This is a genomic window from Anaeromassilibacillus senegalensis (genome assembly GCF_001261775.1).
GTDB lineage: Bacteria > Bacillota > Clostridia > Oscillospirales > Acutalibacteraceae > Anaeromassilibacillus > Anaeromassilibacillus senegalensis.
The window spans coordinates 131,247-149,327 of sequence record NZ_LN868537.1; the positions used below are offsets into that span (position 1 = coordinate 131,247).

General features: G+C 49.3%; 18 protein-coding genes. 15 read left to right on the forward strand and 3 right to left on the reverse strand.

Annotated elements, in window-relative coordinates; translation table 11 throughout:
• Nucleotides 1-4: 4 nt before the first annotated feature.
• The 3 genes from BN2106_RS06260 to BN2106_RS06270 are packed head-to-tail and all read left to right on the forward strand — an operon-like array spanning nucleotide 5 to nucleotide 2,032.
• Nucleotides 5-757, forward strand: a complete 753-nt coding sequence (locus BN2106_RS06260; protein WP_050697736.1) for a carbohydrate-binding protein — start codon at nucleotides 5-7, stop codon at nucleotides 755-757.
• Nucleotides 754-1,524, forward strand: a complete 771-nt coding sequence (locus tag BN2106_RS06265; protein ID WP_050697737.1) for a peptidoglycan recognition protein family protein — start codon at nucleotides 754-756, stop codon at nucleotides 1,522-1,524. Before BN2106_RS06260 ends, BN2106_RS06265 begins: the two co-directional genes overlap by 4 nt.
• A gap of 16 nt (nucleotides 1,525-1,540) precedes the next feature.
• Nucleotides 1,541-2,032: a phage holin family protein gene (locus BN2106_RS06270; RefSeq protein WP_050697738.1), complete on the forward strand. Its 492-nt coding sequence runs from the start codon at nucleotides 1,541-1,543 to the stop codon at nucleotides 2,030-2,032.
• Between the two features lie 36 nt (nucleotides 2,033-2,068).
• On the opposite strand, the gene BN2106_RS06275 is transcribed toward BN2106_RS06270, so the two are convergent.
• Nucleotides 2,069-2,278: a helix-turn-helix domain-containing protein gene (locus BN2106_RS06275; RefSeq protein WP_407921740.1), complete on the reverse strand. Its 210-nt coding sequence runs from the start codon at nucleotides 2,276-2,278 to the stop codon at nucleotides 2,069-2,071.
• Nucleotides 2,279-2,585: 307 nt separating this feature from the next.
• Between BN2106_RS06275 and BN2106_RS06280 the strand changes: the two genes are divergently transcribed.
• The 3 genes from BN2106_RS06280 to BN2106_RS06290 all read left to right on the forward strand — a co-directional run bounded on the left by BN2106_RS06280 (nucleotide 2,586) and on the right by BN2106_RS06290 (nucleotide 6,267).
• Nucleotides 2,586-3,323: a phage antirepressor KilAC domain-containing protein gene (locus BN2106_RS06280; RefSeq protein WP_050697739.1), complete on the forward strand. Its 738-nt coding sequence runs from the start codon at nucleotides 2,586-2,588 to the stop codon at nucleotides 3,321-3,323.
• 10 nt (nucleotides 3,324-3,333) lie between these two features.
• The gene (locus tag BN2106_RS06285) at nucleotides 3,334-5,358 is read left to right on the forward strand and encodes an SGNH/GDSL hydrolase family protein (RefSeq protein WP_050697740.1); all 2,025 of its coding nucleotides are present in this window, start codon (nucleotides 3,334-3,336) and stop codon (nucleotides 5,356-5,358) included.
• Nucleotides 5,359-5,514: 156 nt separating this feature from the next.
• Nucleotides 5,515-6,267 (forward strand): hypothetical protein, encoded by a 753-nt coding sequence (locus tag BN2106_RS06290; RefSeq protein ID WP_050697741.1) that lies wholly within the window; start codon nucleotides 5,515-5,517, stop codon nucleotides 6,265-6,267.
• A gap of 65 nt (nucleotides 6,268-6,332) precedes the next feature.
• Here the strand turns inward: BN2106_RS06290 and BN2106_RS06295 are convergent, their stop codons facing one another.
• Together BN2106_RS06295 and BN2106_RS06300 are read right to left on the reverse strand one after the other, a co-directional pair.
• A complete protein-coding gene (locus BN2106_RS06295; protein WP_050697742.1) occupies nucleotides 6,333-7,049 on the reverse strand; it encodes a DUF4367 domain-containing protein in 717 nt (238 codons plus the stop codon).
• A 2-nt stretch (nucleotides 7,050-7,051) separates the two neighbouring features.
• Nucleotides 7,052-7,627, reverse strand: coding sequence for an RNA polymerase sigma factor (locus BN2106_RS06300; RefSeq protein ID WP_050697743.1), 576 nt, complete (start codon nucleotides 7,625-7,627; stop codon nucleotides 7,052-7,054).
• A gap of 460 nt (nucleotides 7,628-8,087) precedes the next feature.
• Between BN2106_RS06300 and cbiQ the strand changes: the two genes are divergently transcribed.
• The 9 genes from cbiQ to spo0A all read left to right on the forward strand — a co-directional run bounded on the left by cbiQ (nucleotide 8,088) and on the right by spo0A (nucleotide 17,873).
• A complete protein-coding gene (gene cbiQ, locus BN2106_RS06305) occupies nucleotides 8,088-8,990 on the forward strand; it encodes a cobalt ECF transporter T component CbiQ (protein ID WP_050697744.1) in 903 nt (300 codons plus the stop codon).
• Between the two features lie 12 nt (nucleotides 8,991-9,002).
• On the forward strand, nucleotides 9,003-9,818 hold the full coding sequence (locus BN2106_RS06310) for an energy-coupling factor ABC transporter ATP-binding protein (RefSeq protein ID WP_050697745.1): 816 nt from the start codon (nucleotides 9,003-9,005) through the stop codon (nucleotides 9,816-9,818).
• A gap of 473 nt (nucleotides 9,819-10,291) precedes the next feature.
• Nucleotides 10,292-11,434 carry a spermidine/putrescine ABC transporter ATP-binding protein gene (gene potA / locus BN2106_RS06315; RefSeq protein WP_050698438.1) on the forward strand — a complete coding sequence of 381 codons (1,143 nt, stop codon included), beginning with the start codon at nucleotides 10,292-10,294 and terminating at the stop codon, nucleotides 11,432-11,434.
• Nucleotides 11,424-12,242: an ABC transporter permease gene (locus BN2106_RS06320; protein ID WP_050697746.1), complete on the forward strand. Its 819-nt coding sequence runs from the start codon at nucleotides 11,424-11,426 to the stop codon at nucleotides 12,240-12,242. Before potA ends, BN2106_RS06320 begins: the two co-directional genes overlap by 11 nt.
• Nucleotides 12,239-13,054 carry an ABC transporter permease gene (locus BN2106_RS06325; RefSeq protein ID WP_050697747.1) on the forward strand — a complete coding sequence of 272 codons (816 nt, stop codon included), beginning with the start codon at nucleotides 12,239-12,241 and terminating at the stop codon, nucleotides 13,052-13,054. The genes BN2106_RS06320 and BN2106_RS06325 overlap by 4 nt, the downstream gene beginning before the upstream one ends.
• Nucleotides 13,051-14,256 carry an ABC transporter substrate-binding protein gene (locus BN2106_RS06330; protein ID WP_242846262.1) on the forward strand — a complete coding sequence of 402 codons (1,206 nt, stop codon included), beginning with the start codon at nucleotides 13,051-13,053 and terminating at the stop codon, nucleotides 14,254-14,256. Before BN2106_RS06325 ends, BN2106_RS06330 begins: the two co-directional genes overlap by 4 nt.
• A gap of 258 nt (nucleotides 14,257-14,514) precedes the next feature.
• Nucleotides 14,515-15,393 carry an aldose 1-epimerase family protein gene (locus tag BN2106_RS06335; RefSeq protein ID WP_050697748.1) on the forward strand — a complete coding sequence of 293 codons (879 nt, stop codon included), beginning with the start codon at nucleotides 14,515-14,517 and terminating at the stop codon, nucleotides 15,391-15,393.
• Between the two features lie 308 nt (nucleotides 15,394-15,701).
• Entirely contained in the window at nucleotides 15,702-16,973 is a 1,272-nt protein-coding gene (spoIVB, locus tag BN2106_RS06340) for a SpoIVB peptidase (RefSeq protein ID WP_050697749.1), read from the forward strand.
• Between the two features lie 123 nt (nucleotides 16,974-17,096).
• Nucleotides 17,097-17,873, forward strand: coding sequence for a sporulation transcription factor Spo0A (gene spo0A, locus BN2106_RS06345; protein ID WP_050697750.1), 777 nt, complete (start codon nucleotides 17,097-17,099; stop codon nucleotides 17,871-17,873).
• The last annotated feature ends 208 nt before the right edge of the window (nucleotides 17,874-18,081 follow it).

Sequence of the window (18,081 nt, forward strand, 5' to 3'; positions counted from 1 at the left end):
ATAAATGAATTTACGACTTACAGATAATACAAGTTTGACGTTAGAAGGAGCGCGGGAAGCAACCGAGTATATCAATAACCAGCGTCGTGCAGCTATCTGCCTTGCTTTTGATGCTACGAAGCACCAAGACACAAAACTGCGTGAAGTATTTACCGATCGAGAGAAAACCCAAACCATGCAAATAGATAACGGAACACCGATTGAAGGATACATAGTATTTGTCCGATCAGTTTATGAGGCCGGTCAAATCAGCATCGTTATGGCGCAGGACATACCCGCAACCGAAGCACAGCTCCGCGCGAAGGTTGCAGAACAGGCCGAAGCAATTGTAACAGTGTTTGGGGTAAACCCTGACAACCCGGCAGAGGAAGCCCCGGCTATCCGTGCCGGCATTGAGGCTATGAGTGCCTTCGCACCGGACGCGCTGGCAATCCAGCATCCGACCTTATTCCCTGTGTGGATCAGCGACAGCCACGATTACACCATCGGAGACCGTGTACAGTACGGCGGCCTGCTCTATCGCTGTCTGACGGCCCACACGTCGCAGGTCAGCTGGTCTCCGGACGCGGCCCCGTCGCTCTGGGTGCGCATCGACGATCCGGCGATTGAGTGGCCGGAGTGGAGGCAGCCGACCGGCAGCACGGACGCCTACGCCAAAGGTGCCAAAGTCAGTCACAACGGTAAGCACTGGACCAGCGACGTGGATGCCAACGTGTGGGAGCCGCCGACACAGTGGACGGAGGTGCCCACAGAATGAATATTGTAAAAGACCTGCTCACGATCAATCCCTACAGCCGACCGGGAACGAAGCTCGGTAAGGTGACCAAGATAGCTGTGCATTACGTCGGCAATCCGGGGACCACAATGCAGGCCAACAGGGATTATTTCGAGAGCCTTAAAACAGGCAAGCGCAACAAAGCCGGTCAACTCATCTATGCCAGCTCGCACTACATAATCGGTCTTGACGGTGAGGTAATCCAGTGCATCCCGGAGACAGAGATCAGCTACGCGACCAACCAGGCCAATCCGTACAGCATTAGCATCGAGTGCTGCCACCCGGCAGCAGACGGCAAGTTCACAGCGGCGGCGGAACGGTCAATGGTCGTCCTATGCGCGGATCTCTGCAAGAGGTACAAGCTTGATCCGCTGCGCGACATCATCAGGCATTACGATGTGACGGGGAAGTGCTGCCCGAAATACTATGTTGATCATCCGGAGGCATATGAAGCCATGCGGCAGCGTGTGCGGGGCTTAATGGGCCTCGGGATTGATACCACCATAGATGTCGTACGAAGGCACGGAGACTGCTACACTGTAGCCATGCAGTGCAAGGACAAGCCTGTGATCTATCCCGGTACCGCCGGTGTTGTGACGGTCTGTCCGCCCTTTCCTCACGCCGGTGGTTGGCGGGCGAACATCGTCGCGATCGGCAGACCCGGAGAGAGCACTGGGATTTACACGCGCCTTCCGGATCAGGGTGAGGCGGACGGCGTGCTCCGGTTTGAGTTTAAAATTGTAGAATGAGAAAGGGTACATAATTATGAACGAACATATTGTGATTGGAATCAAAGCAACCATCACAGCGGCTTGCGCCGCCTTATCCGCCTGGCTGGGCTGGTTTGGGTGGCTTGTCGTCGCTTGGGCCGCCTGTATGGTAATGGATTACATAACAGGCTCTGCAGCGGCCTGCCGAGCGGGGGAGTGGAGCAGCGCGGTTGCACGGGATGGTATTTGGCATAAGACAGGAGCCATGGTCGCGGTGGTTGCCGCAGCGCTGGCCGACTGGATGATCGGTTTGGTTGTCAACAACATTCCGGCGGTTGTCCTGCCGTGGGACTACTCCGTGCTGCTGTGCCCCGTGGTCCTGGCATGGTACATCCTCACAGAACTGGGGTCGATCGTGGAGAATGCCGGCAAGCTGGGCGCGCCCGTCCCGGCATTCCTGGCCAGGATCATTGCGGCCTGTAAGGGCAGTGTGGACGCAGCGGGGGATAAGCTTGCCGGCGGAGAAGACGAGGGCAAAGTGGAATAAAAGAAAAAGGCGGGGGATCACTCCTCCGCCTTATCTCTAAATTTTTGTTCCATCTGGAAAAACAAAATTCGCAACATAAGCTGCGCCTAGAACAGATGCGATTTGCTCTAACTCCTCTTTGGTTAAAGTGTTTCTTTTTATTTTCTGATTAAGATTTTGTGGTGTAGTCCCAATTTTTCGCGCAAGTTCCGATTGACTAATCCTTTTATAGGATAAGGCCATATTTATTTGTTGCTCAACTGTCACCCTCTCACCTCCTAATATTATTATAAACTATATAGTTGACTATAACAAGCAGAAAATTAAAAAAATTAAGCAAATAATTAAAACAAACGCTTGACATTATCAATCGTATGCTTTATAATATAGTCACAGCAAAAGGAACGGGAATTGACCGCCGGACGCTGCGGACTATGAAAACAGAATTTAGATGGGCGTGCTCCTGAAAGCAAGCACCGGAAGCTGAAATCCGTTGAGCAGTAATGGACAAGACAGCAGCGAGTATGGGCGGCTTAATACCTATTACATCATCAAATTTATGAGGTGATTAATAATGAATGAATTACAGATTTTTAATAATCCCGTTTTTGGGCAAGTACGTACCATCGAAGACGATGGGAAAATCTTATTTTGTGGAAACGACGTCGCAAAGGCTCTCGGTTACAAAGTGCCAAAAGACGCTATTGCGGCTCACTGCAAGGGGGCGGTAATTCGCCGCCTCCCTACCAACGGCGGAGAACAGGATGCAAAATTTATTCCCGAAGGTGACATCTACCGCCTTGCGGCGAAAAGTGAACTTCCCAGCGCGGATGATTTTGAGCGTTGGATTTTTGATGAAGTGATTCCCAGCATCCGCCGTACCGGTGGATATATCACAGGGCAAAATGAACTTTCCCCCGAGGAATTGATGGCAAAGGCTCTCATGGTGGCGCAAAAGACCCTGGCAGAGCGAGAAGCCCGGATTTCTGCACTCACCGTGGACAATACGATTATGAAGCCCAAAGCAGAATACTTTGATGAACTGGTTGATAGAAACCTTCTCACCAATTTCCGTGAGACCGCCAAGGAACTTGGAGTCGGTCCCAAGGTTTTTGTGGCCTTCCTACTGGGAAAAAAATACGTCTATCGGGACAAGAAAGGAAAGCTGCTTCCTTATCAGCCTCATGTGGATTCCGGTCTGTTTGAGGTCAAGGAGTGTACGAATGAAAAAACGCAGTGGAGCGGTACACAGACGCTTGTCACACCGAAAGGTAGAGAAACATTCCGGCTGCTCTATCTGAAAACAGCGTGAGGGTGATGCCATGATTGTTTTAAACGAAGACTGGACGTTTACATCAAAGAGCGGGGGAAGCACCTCGCTTGGATATGTAGGAGAAAACGAGGTCTGCACCCTGCAAATCCAAAAGCTTGGCACGGAGTTTATGGACTGGGATATCGTGTTGGATGTATCCCAGCCAGGTAAGAAGAACATATGGGCCGTGGAGAAAACAGAAGAAGCCGGTAATATGGTCCTGTCAGTTCTGATCAAACGTGAGTACATTGCTGCCGCCGGGAGCATCACGATCCAGCTGCGGGCTACGCATGAAGACGGTCGTGTGAAAAAGTCCGCGCAGCTCACGTTGTCCGTCAGTCCAAGTATCAACGCTCCGGATGTGGTTCCGTCTCCGTTACCATCGGAATTTGCGGAATATGAGCTGCGGATTCTGGACGTCAAGGAAGCGGTGGAGGCGGACGCGGACCGCGCCGCTAAGGCTGCGCTCTGTTCGCCGCAGATCGGCGAGAACGGCAACTGGTACACATGGAACAGTACAACGGGGGAACTGAGTGACACCGGGATTCCGGCCAGTGGCAATGCCGAATGGAACTTCTTTGGAACGACGCCCTGCCGGGTATCAGGTCCGTCCATCAGCGGGGTGAAAATGGTATCCTCCACAGAGTGCAGTTACCGGCTGTACTCCGATACCGTGAAGGATATGGACAGCGCGGGCCGGACAATGCATTGGCTGTCGGAGAACTATGTGAATGGTGTTTATGAGTTTACTGTCAGCATTGTAAATAATAAGCCCAGCGGGTGGTATCAAGTCTTCTGGTCCATGATGTTTGTTGGGCTGGAGGTGAGCAAAGCCTATAAACTGTACATCGATACAACAGGCCTTACGCCGGATTCGACCACGACAGGCATGTATTTTGGCCGTTTCCTTCTGGCCAGTGCGGTGGGTGGCTCAAAGGGCGAAACAATTATCAATACCACGGAGGTTGATCATGCCAGATTGAATTCCTGGGAGTTTACTGCGACAACGCCGGATGTGATCCTGGAATATTACGCAGGAAAAGAAATCTCGCAGCTGGTAAATGGATACAGCGTGCGTTTCAAGGATTTGTATATCAACTACGCGGACGCGGAGAGTGGACATGCTGCGATATACAGCGACGCCGGTACATTTACGGGCGAGAAAGTCTTTCTGGAATACACAGACGGCTTGAATTATACGGCGGACCCAGCCTGCTCCGTATATTATACCGAAGCGAAATCCAAGGTCTTCACAATCAACGGCCAGGAGCCGGACGATGAGGGAAACGTCAGTCTTCCGGTCAGCCGTCTGCAGGGGAAGACGCTGGTCTGCATGGGCGACAGTATCACAGGGATGTTCAAGCCGCCCGCAGATTATCCGTCCATTATTGCCCGGCTTACCGGCATGACGGTCCACAACTTGGGAATGGAAGGCTGCCGGATGTCATATCATCCGGATCGATATTATGACGCGTTTTGCATGTATCAGCTTGCGGAGGCCATCACTTCCGGAGACTACACGCCGCAGGAGGCCGCGGTTGGACACACCGGCAGCTATGCGGCGGAGCGTGTGGCATTATTGAAATCCATCGACTGGACAAAAGTGGACTATGTCACAATTATGTACGGCACCAACGACGTTCAGGGCGGCGTTGCGCTGGATAACGTAGAGGATCCTAAGGATACCACCACATATCTGGGAGCCGCGCGGTACGCCCTAGAAAAACTCTGGACGGCCTACCCCAATCTTAAAATAATGCTGCTGACGCCGATCTACCGCTACTGGGATGACACGCAAACAGACAGCGACGAAAAGACATTTACCGGCGGCAAGCACCTTTATGAGTTTGGCGATGGGCTTCTGCAAGTGGCGGCGTATTACAAGACGCCGGCGGTAGACCTGTACCACACACTGGGCATTAACAAGATCAACCGGGCATATTATTTCCCCGTTGGCGACGGCACGCATCCCAATGATCTGGGCCGTGCGTTGCTGGGTGAGAAGATTGCGGGGAAGCTCCTGAGCGAGTTTTAAAGTGATCATAAAATGAAAGTGCAGCCGTCCGTAATGGATAGCTGCACTTTCTTAATTCTAATATTTTAATACAAAAATGAGAAAAATTTTCACCAAAATAAAACATATTTTTTACAATGATTTATAATAATTAAAAAATATTAAAGGGGAAAATTTATGAAAAAGCGATTTGTATCAATGGTTCTTAGCCTTTTATTATTTTCACTTTGTGGTTGTAATCAATCTATAACGGAAAGTCAGCCTATAACAGAAAACCAACAATCGAAGACAAGTAGCGCTGTAACAGAAAGTCAGTCCACAGAGGAGAGCCAACCTGTAACGGAAAGTCAGCCGCCGCTGGAAATAATAAATGGATACGAAACAGCAAGAGGCGAATATAATGAATATTTTGTTTTGCAAGTGGATGATTTTAAGGATGCGTTCAATGATTCTATTGAGAAAAAAGGTTATGAGGGATTAGAAATTCTAAGTTCTTCAGATACAAGTGCTTCATTGACGGATAATGGAGAAACTTGGTGTATTTATATTAAAAGGAGAAGCCCAGATGATCATAAGTATGATTTGGAAGGACAGGATGGTACAGGTTGTATAGAAAGTCTAGAGCTCAGCCTATTTAGTGAAGGAGAGGAAGATGCAAAAATAAACGGAGATTACTTATATTCTTTAATTAATCTTTTTAGCCCTGGTTTGCAAGAAGAAATTTGTGATCAATTATATATCTTTGAACAAGCTCCGGAAGGTTATCCTCGAGTGCGCACTTTGTTATGTGGAAATGTAAAATATATATACTCTTATGATGAAGGAAATGAGAAATACAGTAGTTCTTCTTTTCATGTTAGACCCGCAGAAATTGAGTATATCCCCGAATCAACGCCCAGGAAAGAAACTGCAATTCGACCGCAGGCTTAGATAATATTTAGTCAAGCCGCGAGAACAAAAATGTTCTCATGATTTGATGAGCCACTTTTTTATAATTATTTCAGTGCGACGCTCTTCGCCATTTCGATCATCTCGGACGCTTCTAAGTCGCCGCCAATACTGAATATAATGCCATCAGCCTGCCACATCAACTCACAAGGGTATTTCGGATCCGGTACATCATCGGCATAATAATATGTTTGCCCGTCGACAATGATCGGTGTGCTGAGTGTTGCCTCATCGACGACCCCGGCCCGCTGTTTGAAAATCATGCGCTTTGTCTGAGATCGGTATTCTATCTCAAACGCTTCCCCAGGCTCCCGATTTAATGGACCGTACAGGGTAGGCATGTATCCGTGAGGGAGTTCGTACGGGACGTAAATGTCCTTTACAGTCATATTTTTATTAAATATTTCATTTTTATCAATGCTGGAATCTATCGGCTCCTGCAAGTCTGAGATGCTGAAATACAGACCGTCATAATATTTGATGATAGCCTCACGGACCGCTGTAACGGTCATAGCAGCGATTAAAGCAGCGAGCAGAGCAGCAATAAAGGCAATGGCGATACGCTTGCTCAAGCGCTTTCGCTTATACGCGGATGCGATCGAATCGTTGTAGATCGTATTCCACATTTTTGCATCCAGCTCAGGAGTGGTGGGGTATAGGGCATCCAACTCCGAAACGGACGGTATGCCGGCAACATAGGCCCGTGTCAGCTCATCCTCAAACGACCGGTAAAAGTCATTTATCTGTTTATTTGTCGTAGCCACTTTTACCTCCCCACATAGTCGTCAAGGTCAATATGATGTGAGTCCATATATTTTTTCATTCGCTTCAGCGCTCGGGATAGCGCCTTGTCAACAGCCCAAACACTTTTGTTCAGGACAGTGGCTATTTCAGAAACGGTAAGTTCACGATATATGTACAAGCCAACAATGGTTTGTGCCTCATGTGACAGCAACTGCAAAGCTTTGACGCCTATTTCGCCGGCCTCGCTAAGCTCTACGCGCGCTAATTCCCCGTCCTTTGATTCAATTGTGCTAGAATCGTCAAGAAAGGTCTCACGTGCAACTGATTTATGCTTCGCCCGGTCCAGTGCCAAATGCTGCGCTACTCGGTAGATGAATCCTCTGAGGCTGTCCTCAGTCCAGCCGTCGTGAAATGGCTTTTCTGAGCATTGAATGATGCGGGTGAAAGTCTCCTGCATAACCTCTTCGGCATCGTCTTGGTTATGAAGCACCTCAAACGCAGCGTGAAGAGCTACTTTTCGATATTTAAAATATGCATTTCTTATATTATCTCTATATGGATTATTATCATCGGATGGACCGGTGATCAATAGCCACATAAGCAAAACGCCCCCGCAATATGATAGTTTGTTAAAATCATATCATATTGCGGGGGCTATTTTAACCGGTAAATTATGTAAACTGATAGTGCGCGGTTTTGGTCATTGTTTGGTCATTATTGCAAGCAAATATTGCACAAAAACGAGAGTAGTGATAGAATGTAAGGCACGAAAAAACCGCATGAAATAGCGGGTTTTAGCAGTCCGGTTGGGAGCGTGAGTGGACGGAATCACTTTTCAAGTCTCGTCTCGCGCACCAACTGAAAGCTCTGAAACCCGCATCAATGCTGGGGATCAGAGCTTTTATTTTTTTATTATGAAAATTTGCATCAGCTAAGATGCTTTCTTTGAATATTGAAAAGTGAAAAGATCCATTTCCATGTGATTTGGCGATACAAAAATTGAAAAGTAAAGCCAGAACCCGTGTCATATGATTTATGTTTTAGAGGAGATGAAAGTTGTGATCACTGCAATTCTGTCCACATTTGTTATGTGGTGCCTTATGCAGGGGGCGGTCCCTTTTGCCGCGCAGATTGCGGTCAGCCTTGCAACCGGAATCATTTTTCTTGTGTTTGGGCGCCACGATCACAATGATGTTTTGACCATTGATATGCTGGCCCGGCGTTCCCGATTTGCTGCGGAAAATGCCGCTTTGAAGGTTTGGGGAACCCTTTTGCTGTTGGTTTTATGTGTCTGTTCTCAAAGCCTGTGGCCGCCTGTGGTGTTGTTTGTGATATTGGCGGCGCTGAGCACGGGAGTGGGCGGAACATCTTTGCATGCGTATGTTTCATTGTTCCGTTTACTGGCCGTTTTTTTACTGCTCAGTGGACTTGCTCTCCTGTGGGATTTTTCCCATATGCCGATCGGAATATGGAATATTCCCTGTTTTGGCGGATATCTCACGATGACGGCGGCAGCGCAAGCTTCCGCGCGGCTTGTACTGGCGCGGTCGCTCGGCGCTGTGAGCTGCCTTTATTTTCTCAGTCTTTCCACGCCCATGCCGGAAATCCTTGCGGTCTTGCGCAAAGCGCATGTACCATCTGTGGTGATCGAATTGGCGATCCTTATATACCGATACATATTTATCCTTTTGTCCACTTACCGAAATCGCAGGGATGCGGCAGCCAGCCGGTTGGGGTTTGGCAGCCTGCGGCAAAGTATGCGGACGATGGGCTGCCTGTATGGAAATTTGCTGGCCAGCAGTTTTAAAAAAGCCGGCGCCTGTTTTGATGCAATGGAGAGCCGCTGTTATACGGGCGAAATTCGGTTCTTATCGAAGAAAAAGCCGGTCACAATCTTTGGCGCTGTTTTGTTTGGCGTGCTTCTTGTGGGAACAGCTGTGTTGGTTGCTTTAATCGATTGAAGGGGTGAAGTTATGCGTGAAATCATTTGTTTTGACCATGTTTCGTATGCCTACGAAAAGGGGCAGGACGCTCTTTCTGATGTGTCTGTGTCCATTCATGAGGGAGAAAAAATAGCGGTTCTTGGCAACAACGGAGCCGGAAAATCCACTTTTTTTCTGCTTGCCAACGGCGTTTTATGTCCTCAAAAGGGGCGCATTCTTTTTTCTGGTTCTGCTGTAGGAAAGAAGGAAAAGGAATTAAACCGTTTGCGCCGCGGCGTGGGATTGGTTTTCCAGGACCCCGACGAGCAGCTTCTGGCAGGTACCGTAGAAGAGGAAATCAGCTTTGGCCCGATGAACCTTTTGTTGGAAGAAGCCGATGTACGGCGTCGTGTCGATCAGTCGATTGACATGCTGCGGCTGGAATCACTGCGGGACCGTGCGCCGCAGTATCTCTCCGGCGGAGAAAAGAAGCGCGTTTCCATTGCCGACGTGCTGGCTATGGAGCCGGAGATGCTGCTGCTGGACGAGCCGACCTCCAGTCTTGATCCGGCCAACACAAAGCGTCTGGAGCAGACGCTGAACATGCTCAACGCAAAGGGACTGGCATTGGTGGTGGCGACGCATCATGTGGATTTTGCCTGGCGTTGGGCGGAGCGCGTGTTGGTATTCCATGCAGGCCGTCTGGTGGCGGACGCATCCACGAAAAACGTATTTGCAGATCAAGCGCTTTTACAAAAGTGCAATTTGGAACAACCTATTTTGTACCAGGTGGGTAAAGCCTTGGGGCTTGCGTCACTGCCCCGCACGGTGGAGGAATTTATCGCTGGAGTCAAGGGCAAACAATGATAATTGAAAAGTTTGTATATACAGATTTACAGGTTGAAAGAATAGAATCCACAGGGCCATTTTGCCCTGTGGATTTTCTGTGGTGTGCGGGTTTTATAAGAGGAAAGTGCGGAAATCGATTTGTTACAATGTTCACAATACGTTTAGAATTGAAACGGTAAATCAAAGAGAATACAAAAGAAAATCAGAGAAAATTTGATGTATTGGAAGGGTAGATTGAAAAAATACGGGTTTTTTGCAGAAAAATGGAATAAAATATTGACAAATCACGATTTACCTACTATATTAGATTCGTTGCGTTTGCATCTAACTATATATTCGGCTTTGCTTCATTGCCGCAGTCAGCTTTGATTGTGAAAAATCCTTTGCGGAGGGCAATGGCAACGGCATGGCTGGGATTGCGTTTTAACCACAGGCAGAATCTGCCTGGCTATAACGTAACTATTTTAACCGCAAAGGGGATGCACATTAAAATGGGAGAAAAACCAATCATTGAACTGAAAAACATCGCGGTTTCGTTTGACGGAGAGTCTGTGCTGAAGGACTTTAACCTCAGTATCAGGGGCGGGGAGTTTGTCACGCTGCTTGGGCCTTCCGGCTGTGGAAAGACCACAACCCTGCGGATTGTGGGCGGCTTTGTCAAACCGGACAGTGGCGATGTTTTTTTCAATGGCAAAAAAATCAACGATCTGCCGCCGCACAAGAGGGAAGTCAACACAATCTTCCAGAAGTATGCGTTGTTTCCGCATCTGAATGTTTACGAGAATGTGGCGTTTGGCATGCGGGTGCATGGCAAATCCGAAAAGGAGATCAAGCAAACCGTTCATGATTTGCTCAACATGGTGAACCTGAACGGCTTTGCGCGCCGCAATGTCAATCTGCTTTCCGGCGGCCAGCAGCAGCGTGTGGCAATTGCCCGCGCGCTGGCGAACCACCCGAAGGTCCTGCTGTTGGACGAGCCACTGGGCGCGCTGGACCTGAAGCTGCGCAAGGATATGCAGGTGGAGCTGAAAAAGATTCAGCAGCAGACTGGCATCACCTTCATTTTCGTCACACACGATCAGGAGGAAGCGCTTTCCATGTCGGATACGGTCGTCGTCATGGATAAGGGCGAAATCCAGCAGATTGGGACACCGCAGGATATCTACAACGAGCCCAAAAACGCCTTTGTCGCGGATTTTATCGGCGAAAGCAACATCCTGGACGGTGTTATGCACGAGGATTACCTGGTGGAGTTTGCTGGGCAGAAATTCAAATGTGTGGATAAAGGATTTTCTCCCAAGGAACCGGTGGACGTCGTCATCCGTCCGGAAGACATCGATGTGGTGGAGCCGGAACAGAGTTTGCTGTCCGGAATGGTCACCAGTGTTACCTTCAAGGGCGTGCATTACGAAATTATTGTGGATGTCAAGGGCTTTAAATGGATGATCCAGTCCACGGACTATCAGGAAGAGGGGAAAAAGATCGGCCTGGTGCTGCAGCCGGACGATATCCATATCATGAAGAAGTCGGAATATTCCGGTATGTTCGGCGATTACAGCACGTTCAGCGACGAAATGGACGAGGACATTCAGGCCTCGGAGCAAAGGGAGGCCGAAGAAGAGGATGAAGTCTAAAACTGCTTCGGTGCCCTATGGCATCTGGGTTTCTATTTTCATCGTGGTTCCGATGATTCTGGTTGTTATTTTTGCGTTTACCGATAAAAGCGGCAATTTTACGCTTTCCAACATCGCCGCGGTCGGACAGTATTCCAATGTGTTTTTGCGTTCCATCTGGCTGGGAGCGATTGCCACGGCGATCAGCCTTTTAGTCGGTTATCCGCTGGCATATATCATCTCGCGTTCCGGTATGCGTGCGCAAAGCGTTTTGATCATGCTGGTCATGCTGCCGATGTGGATGAACTTCTTGCTGCGTACCTATGCATGGATGACCCTACTTGAGGACAACGGCATTATCAATACGGTGATTGCCTCTCTGGGATTCCCCAAATTTCATATGATCAATACCGCGGGCGCGGTGGTGTTGGGAATGGTTTATAACTACATTCCCTACATGATCCTGCCGCTTTATTCCGTTTTGGCCAAGATGGACCATTCCGTGATCGAGGCGGCACAGGACCTGGGCGCCAACCAGGGCCGCGTGTTTCGAAAGGTGATTCTTCCGCTCAGTATGCCGGGCGTGATTTCCGGCATCACCATGGTGTTCGTTCCTGCCGTCAGCACGTTTATCATATCCAAAATGCTGGGCGGCGGTGCAAATCTGCTGATCGGCGACCTCATCGATATGCAGTTTCTGGGGAGCGCCTACAATCCCAATTTGGGCTCCGCCATCTCTCTGGTGCTGATGGTCTTGATTTTAATTTGCATGGGCATTATGAACCAGTTTGACGACGGCGAAGAGCGCGGGGGAGGACTGATGATATGAAAACGATTTCCAAGGTGTACACGGCTCTGGTCTTCCTGTTCCTGTACGCGCCAATTTTTGTATTGATCATTTTTTCCTTTAACGATTCCAATACCATGAGCCGTTCGGTCTGGTCGGGCTTTTCACTGAAATGGTATACCCGCCTGTTTGAAGACCGGATGATCATGGAAGCGCTGAAAAACACCCTGATTATCGCCGTTGTAGCGGCGGTTGTCGCCACCATTTTGGGGACGATCGCGGCAATCGGTATCAACGGCATTAACAACAAGCTGGCCAGGCGCATGATGATGAATCTGACAAACCTGCCGATGGTCAATCCGGAGATCGTAACCGGTGTTTCTCTGATGCTGCTGTTTGTCTTTGTCGCGCAGAAAATGGGCGGTTTATCCTTGGGGATGGTATCCCTGGTCCTGGCGCATATCACGTTCTGTTTACCCTATGTCATTCTGTCGGTGCTGCCAAAGCTGCGACAAATGGATTCCCATTTGTACGAGGCGGCACAGGACCTGGGCTGTAATCCGCTGCGCGCGTTCTTTAAAGTCGTGCTGCCGGAGATTTCCCCGGGAATCATCACCGGCATGATTATGGCGTTCACGCTGTCCATCGATGACTTTATCATCAGCTATTTTACCAGCGGCACGACGCAGACGCTGCCGATCTACATCTACTCCATGACGAGGAAGCGCATCAGTCCGGAGATTAACGCGCTTTCCACTCTGCTCTTTGCCGCGGTGCTTCTGCTGCTCCTGATTATCAATCTGCGGCAGTCGAGGGAGAAGCGCCTGGAAGAAGGAAAGGCGGTGGAGTCGTGACGCTGAAAAAACGGGCAGCAGCTCTGCTGGCTGCGGCTGTTCTGATTTTGGGAATGCCGGTATCCGCCATGGCGTCGGAAGAAACACCGGAAGAAGCGGCCCCCAAACGCGGCGTGACTATTAACGTCTATAACTGGGGCGAGTATATTTCCAACGGCGTTGACGATACGCTGGACGTTAACGCGGAGTTTACCCGGCGTACGGGAATTGACGTCAATTATACGACCTTTGATACCAATGAATCCCTCTATTCCAAGCTGGCCGGCGGCGGGGCCAATTACGACGTCATTGTTCCTTCGGACTACATGGTCTCCAAGTTGTTGCAGGAGGGCTATCTGGAAGAGCTGGATTTTGATAACATTCCCAATTTCCAGTATATCGACGAGCAATACCGCAATCCGAATTACGACCCGACCAACGCCTATTCCGTGCCGTACACCTGGGGCGTTGTCGGTATTTTTTACAATAAGAATTACGTCAAAGAGACGGTGGACAGCTGGAGCATCCTCTGGGACCCGGACTACGCCGGAAAAATTCTGATGTTTGACAATCCCCGCGATTCCTTCGGTATTGCGCAGAAGCGTCTGGACTATTCCTTTAACTCGACCAATGAAAAGGAGTGGGAAGACGCTGCGGCGCTTTTGAAGGAACAAAAACCGCTGATACAGGCATATGTCATGGACCAGATTTTTGACAAGATGGCAAGCGGGGACGCATGGCTGGCGCCCTACTACGCGGGCGACGCTGCCACTCTGGTGGACGATAATCCGGACATCGGATTTGCAATTCCCACCAAAGAGGGAACCAACTTTTTTGTAGATGCGCTCTGCATTCCCAAGGGGGCGAAGCACAAAAAAGAGGCGGAGGAGTACATTAATTTCCTTTGCGACCCGGAAATTGCGGCGGCCAATGTGGACTACATCGGCTATTCGACGCCGGAAACAGCGGCGAAAGAACTGCTCCCGGAAGAAACGGTGGAGAATCCCATTTTCTATCCGCCAAAGGAAATTCTGGACAATTCTGAGGTGTTTGTCAGTCTGCCGGAAGAGACAAGTATTCTGCTGGACAAGCTCTGGGCGGAGGTTAAGATGGGAGGCCCCGGGGAAACGGCGACCCTGGTGGCAGTTTTGGCGGGTTTTCTTCTGTTGTACCTCGCGATTGTAATTTATAAAAAGCGGAAGGCAAAAAGAGAATTGCAATGATAAAACTGGCGGTATGACAATGCGCGTTTTGCGTATTATATCGGCAAGATGAGGAATGATGGGGGCTTTGTAAAACAATCCCTGTTTTGATTGTGGCGTAGAGCAAAACGCGTTTTTCCACTTTTCTGAATCGTTTAGAGCGTCACGCGAGGCTTTGGCCTCAAGTGAGCGTCCTGACCGGAGGTCCTTTTTCCGTTGCGCAGCGGTCCGGAAGATGATACAATGGAAGCAATCAAATACAGAAGAGGGAGGTTTATTATGCGGATCAGGATTCAAAATGAATGGGGAAGCGCGGAGGTGGAATCGCTTGGCGCGCAGCTGATGAGCCATAAAAATGCGGAGGGCGTCGAATACCTCTGGCAGGGTGATCCGGCTTTCTGGAGCGGGCGTGCGCCCGTGTTATTTCCGACGGTCGGCGCGGTACGCAATGGGGAAACCATCATGAAGGGAAAGCCCTTCTCCATGAAACGGCACGGTTTTGCGCGCAATCTGGAGCACGCGGTTCTGGATTCGGGAAAGGATTTTGTCACGTTTTCCCTGCGGGATTCGGAAGAGACGAAGAAGCAATACCCCTTTTCGTTTGAGCTGCGTGTGACCTACCGTTTGGCAGAATCCGGGCTTGCGACGGAATTTTATGTAAGCAACATCGGCGCGGAAGAGCTGCCCTTCGGGATCGGCGGGCATCCTGCCTATTTTTGCCCGGTGATGCAGGGAGAAACGTTTGAAGAATACAGTATAATATTTGAAGCAAAAGAGACAGCTTTCTGCCCAACAATCGATTTGCAGACAGGGCTGATTGATTTTAACAAACGCAAAAAGATTCTGGACAACCAGATGGAAATTCCGTTGCGTCATGACCTTTTCGTAAACGATGCGCTGGTTTTCGATGCGCTGGTTTCTAAAAAGGTCCGCGTATGCAGCCGTATTTCCGGGCGCGGCGTGGAGATGGATTTTTCCGGCTATCCAATGCTGGGCATTTGGTCGGCGCAGGGAGACGCGCCGTTTGTGGCGCTGGAGCCTTGGGCAGGCTGTGCCACTGCAGCGAATGAAGATAACGTCTTTACGCACAAGCGCCATCTCAATCTGTTGCAGCCCGGCGCAGACAAATCGTTTGTTTTTACGGTAAAGCTTCTTTAAAATTTACATTTAAAAACCGCTTTGGAATGCATTCACTGTACGGAAAAAGAGTTTCCAGAACCTGTGCAGTGTTTACAGAAAAAGCGGTTTTCCTTTTTTTAATGCCGCATCCAATGTGCGCCAGTTTTGTCCCAAGAAAGCGCTCCGCCGCCGTTGCACTCCCAGTTAGCGGCAGTATAACGGAATTTTGACATCATAAACCTCCTGCCATCGTGGCAAAGTAACAAATGCCGGTTCATAAACAGCGTTGTATCGCAAATGTGTCTTCCTGTTTATGGCACCGGAAAAAGGCAAAAGGAGGTGAGTGATTGGATACGGAAAAGAAAAGATGGAAAACCCGCACAAAGGCTGCGGTAGCCGCTGTGATTACGGCCGCCGCGGTTGTAACCACTTCTGCCGGCGTCGCACGGTATTTTACGCCGGACCAATACAGCGTAACACGGGGAAATTCTCTGGAATGGAATTCCGGGATGGTTTCTCTGCGCGGTTTGCAGGACGGAGGGGAAGTTTGTGCGGGTACGTCCACAGCTCCTGAAAATTATCGGGCGGAACTGATGCTGTTTCATTCCATCCCAATCAAGACAGTGCAGGTAAAGGTGATGGAAGAAACAAATGTGGTACTTTGCGGCAGGCCGTTTGGTATTAAAATGTTTACAAACGGCGTAATGGTTGTTGGCGTGGCGGATATCCAAGGAGAGACGGCAACAGTCAATCCGGCGGCGGTTGCCGGGCTGAAAACGGGTGATATCATTACGGAAGTGAACGGACATGCGGTTAACCGGAATGAAGAGGTCGCCAAAGCAGTGGAAGAAAGCGCGGGGCAGCCGCTGCAGATTTCTTTTCAGCGGGAACATGAGTCCCAGACGGCAACGCTTGTTCCGGTACGCTCCAAATTGGACGGCTCCTACAAAGCCGGGCTTTGGGTGCGTGACAGCACCGCCGGAATCGGAACATTGACGTTTTATGATCCTGCCACCAATTCCTTTGCGGGGTTGGGACATGGAATCTGCGATACGGACACCACGGAATTGATGCCTCTGCGCAACGGAGAAATTGTACCGGTTACAATCAATGGCGTGGTCAAAGGGAAAAAAGGCGCACCCGGAGAATTAAGAGGCTATTTTAATACGGATGTACCAATGGGAACACTGTATGCCAACAGTGACCAGGGCGTTTACGGCCAGCTGAAGGACGGCAGCGCCCAGGAACAGGGATTGGTTGGCGATACAGTTTGCGTCGCGATGAAGCAGGAGGTGAAAACCGGCCCTGTTCAGATTTTAGCGACCATAGACGGTGGAGAGGCAAAATATTACAATGCTTCCATTGAAAACATCAATTATCACGATACGGAAAGCAGCAAGAATATGATTCTGAAGATCACCGACCCGGAATTGCTGAACGAAACAGGCGGTATTGTGCAGGGCATGAGCGGCAGCCCGATCATTCAAAACGGCAAGTTAATCGGTGCGGTCACGCACGTATTTGTCAACGACCCGACGCGCGGATACGGCATTTTTGCAGAGAATATGCTGGGGGTTTGCCAAACGGTGGAAGAGACGTTGCAAAGACAAAGTGCGTAATTTTGATGTTCTGAAATATTTTTCCCCTTAATTAGAAAAATTATTTTTTCAAAAGCTATTGCCATATTTTCCAATATATGGTATGATAGCGACATAATGAATCTACAATTAGGGGGACTTAGTATGGAAAAGCGATTAAATGTAGTAGTATCAAACGACAGTGTGGAATTTCAAAAGGAATACGGTCGAGTTTTGGAAGAATGCGGTATGAATGTGACGTACGTTCCCAAAGATGGTATGAAACTGATGGAAAAGATCGAAGAGCTGCATCCCAATGTAGTTCTTGCCGATTTGTTCATGCCGCAGTTGGACGGGATCGGTGTGATGCATGCGGCGGAAAAGCTGGGATCCCAGAAGCCGATGTTCATTATTATTTCCAATTTTACCAGTCCTACCCTTGAAAGGGAAGTGATGTCTTCTGGGGCAGCGTATTTTACGGTGCAGCCGTTCCAGGCACTGGAACTGGCGGAGCGCATTGTGCAGCTCGCAGGCATGGAAGAGGAAAGCCAGCTTTCCACAAATGCCAGGAGCAGCGCGAACGAGCCTTCTTTGGAAATTCAGGTCACGGAAATTTTACACCAGATCGGTGTTCCGGCACACATCAAAGGATACCACTACCTGCGTGATTCCATTATTATGGCAATTGAGACGCCGGATATCATTAACGCGGTAACCAAGCAGCTGTATCCCAGCGTTGCAAAGCGGTATGAGACCACCAGTTCACGTGTGGAACGCGCCATCCGCCATGCGATAGAAGTAGCTTGGGACCGCGGCGACGTCGATATTCTGAACAGCTATTTTGGGTATACGATCCACAATACCCGCGGCAAGCCCACAAATTCCGAGTTTATTGCCATGATCAGCGACCGTCTTCGCCTGCACATGAAATCCGCCAGCTGAATGAAATTCAACTGCATCGCTTTACGGGAAAAACCTCCGCCTTGTTGAAGTTTCGACAGGGCGGAGGTTTTGTTATGCGAAGATGTCGATGAATAATGTTGAAAACAGGATGAAAGAAATGGGTGTAACTTTTATAATTTCTGATATATGATAAAATTTTTTGTTTATTATGATAAAATCGGGTTGATCAGGATCTTTAAAATCAGGA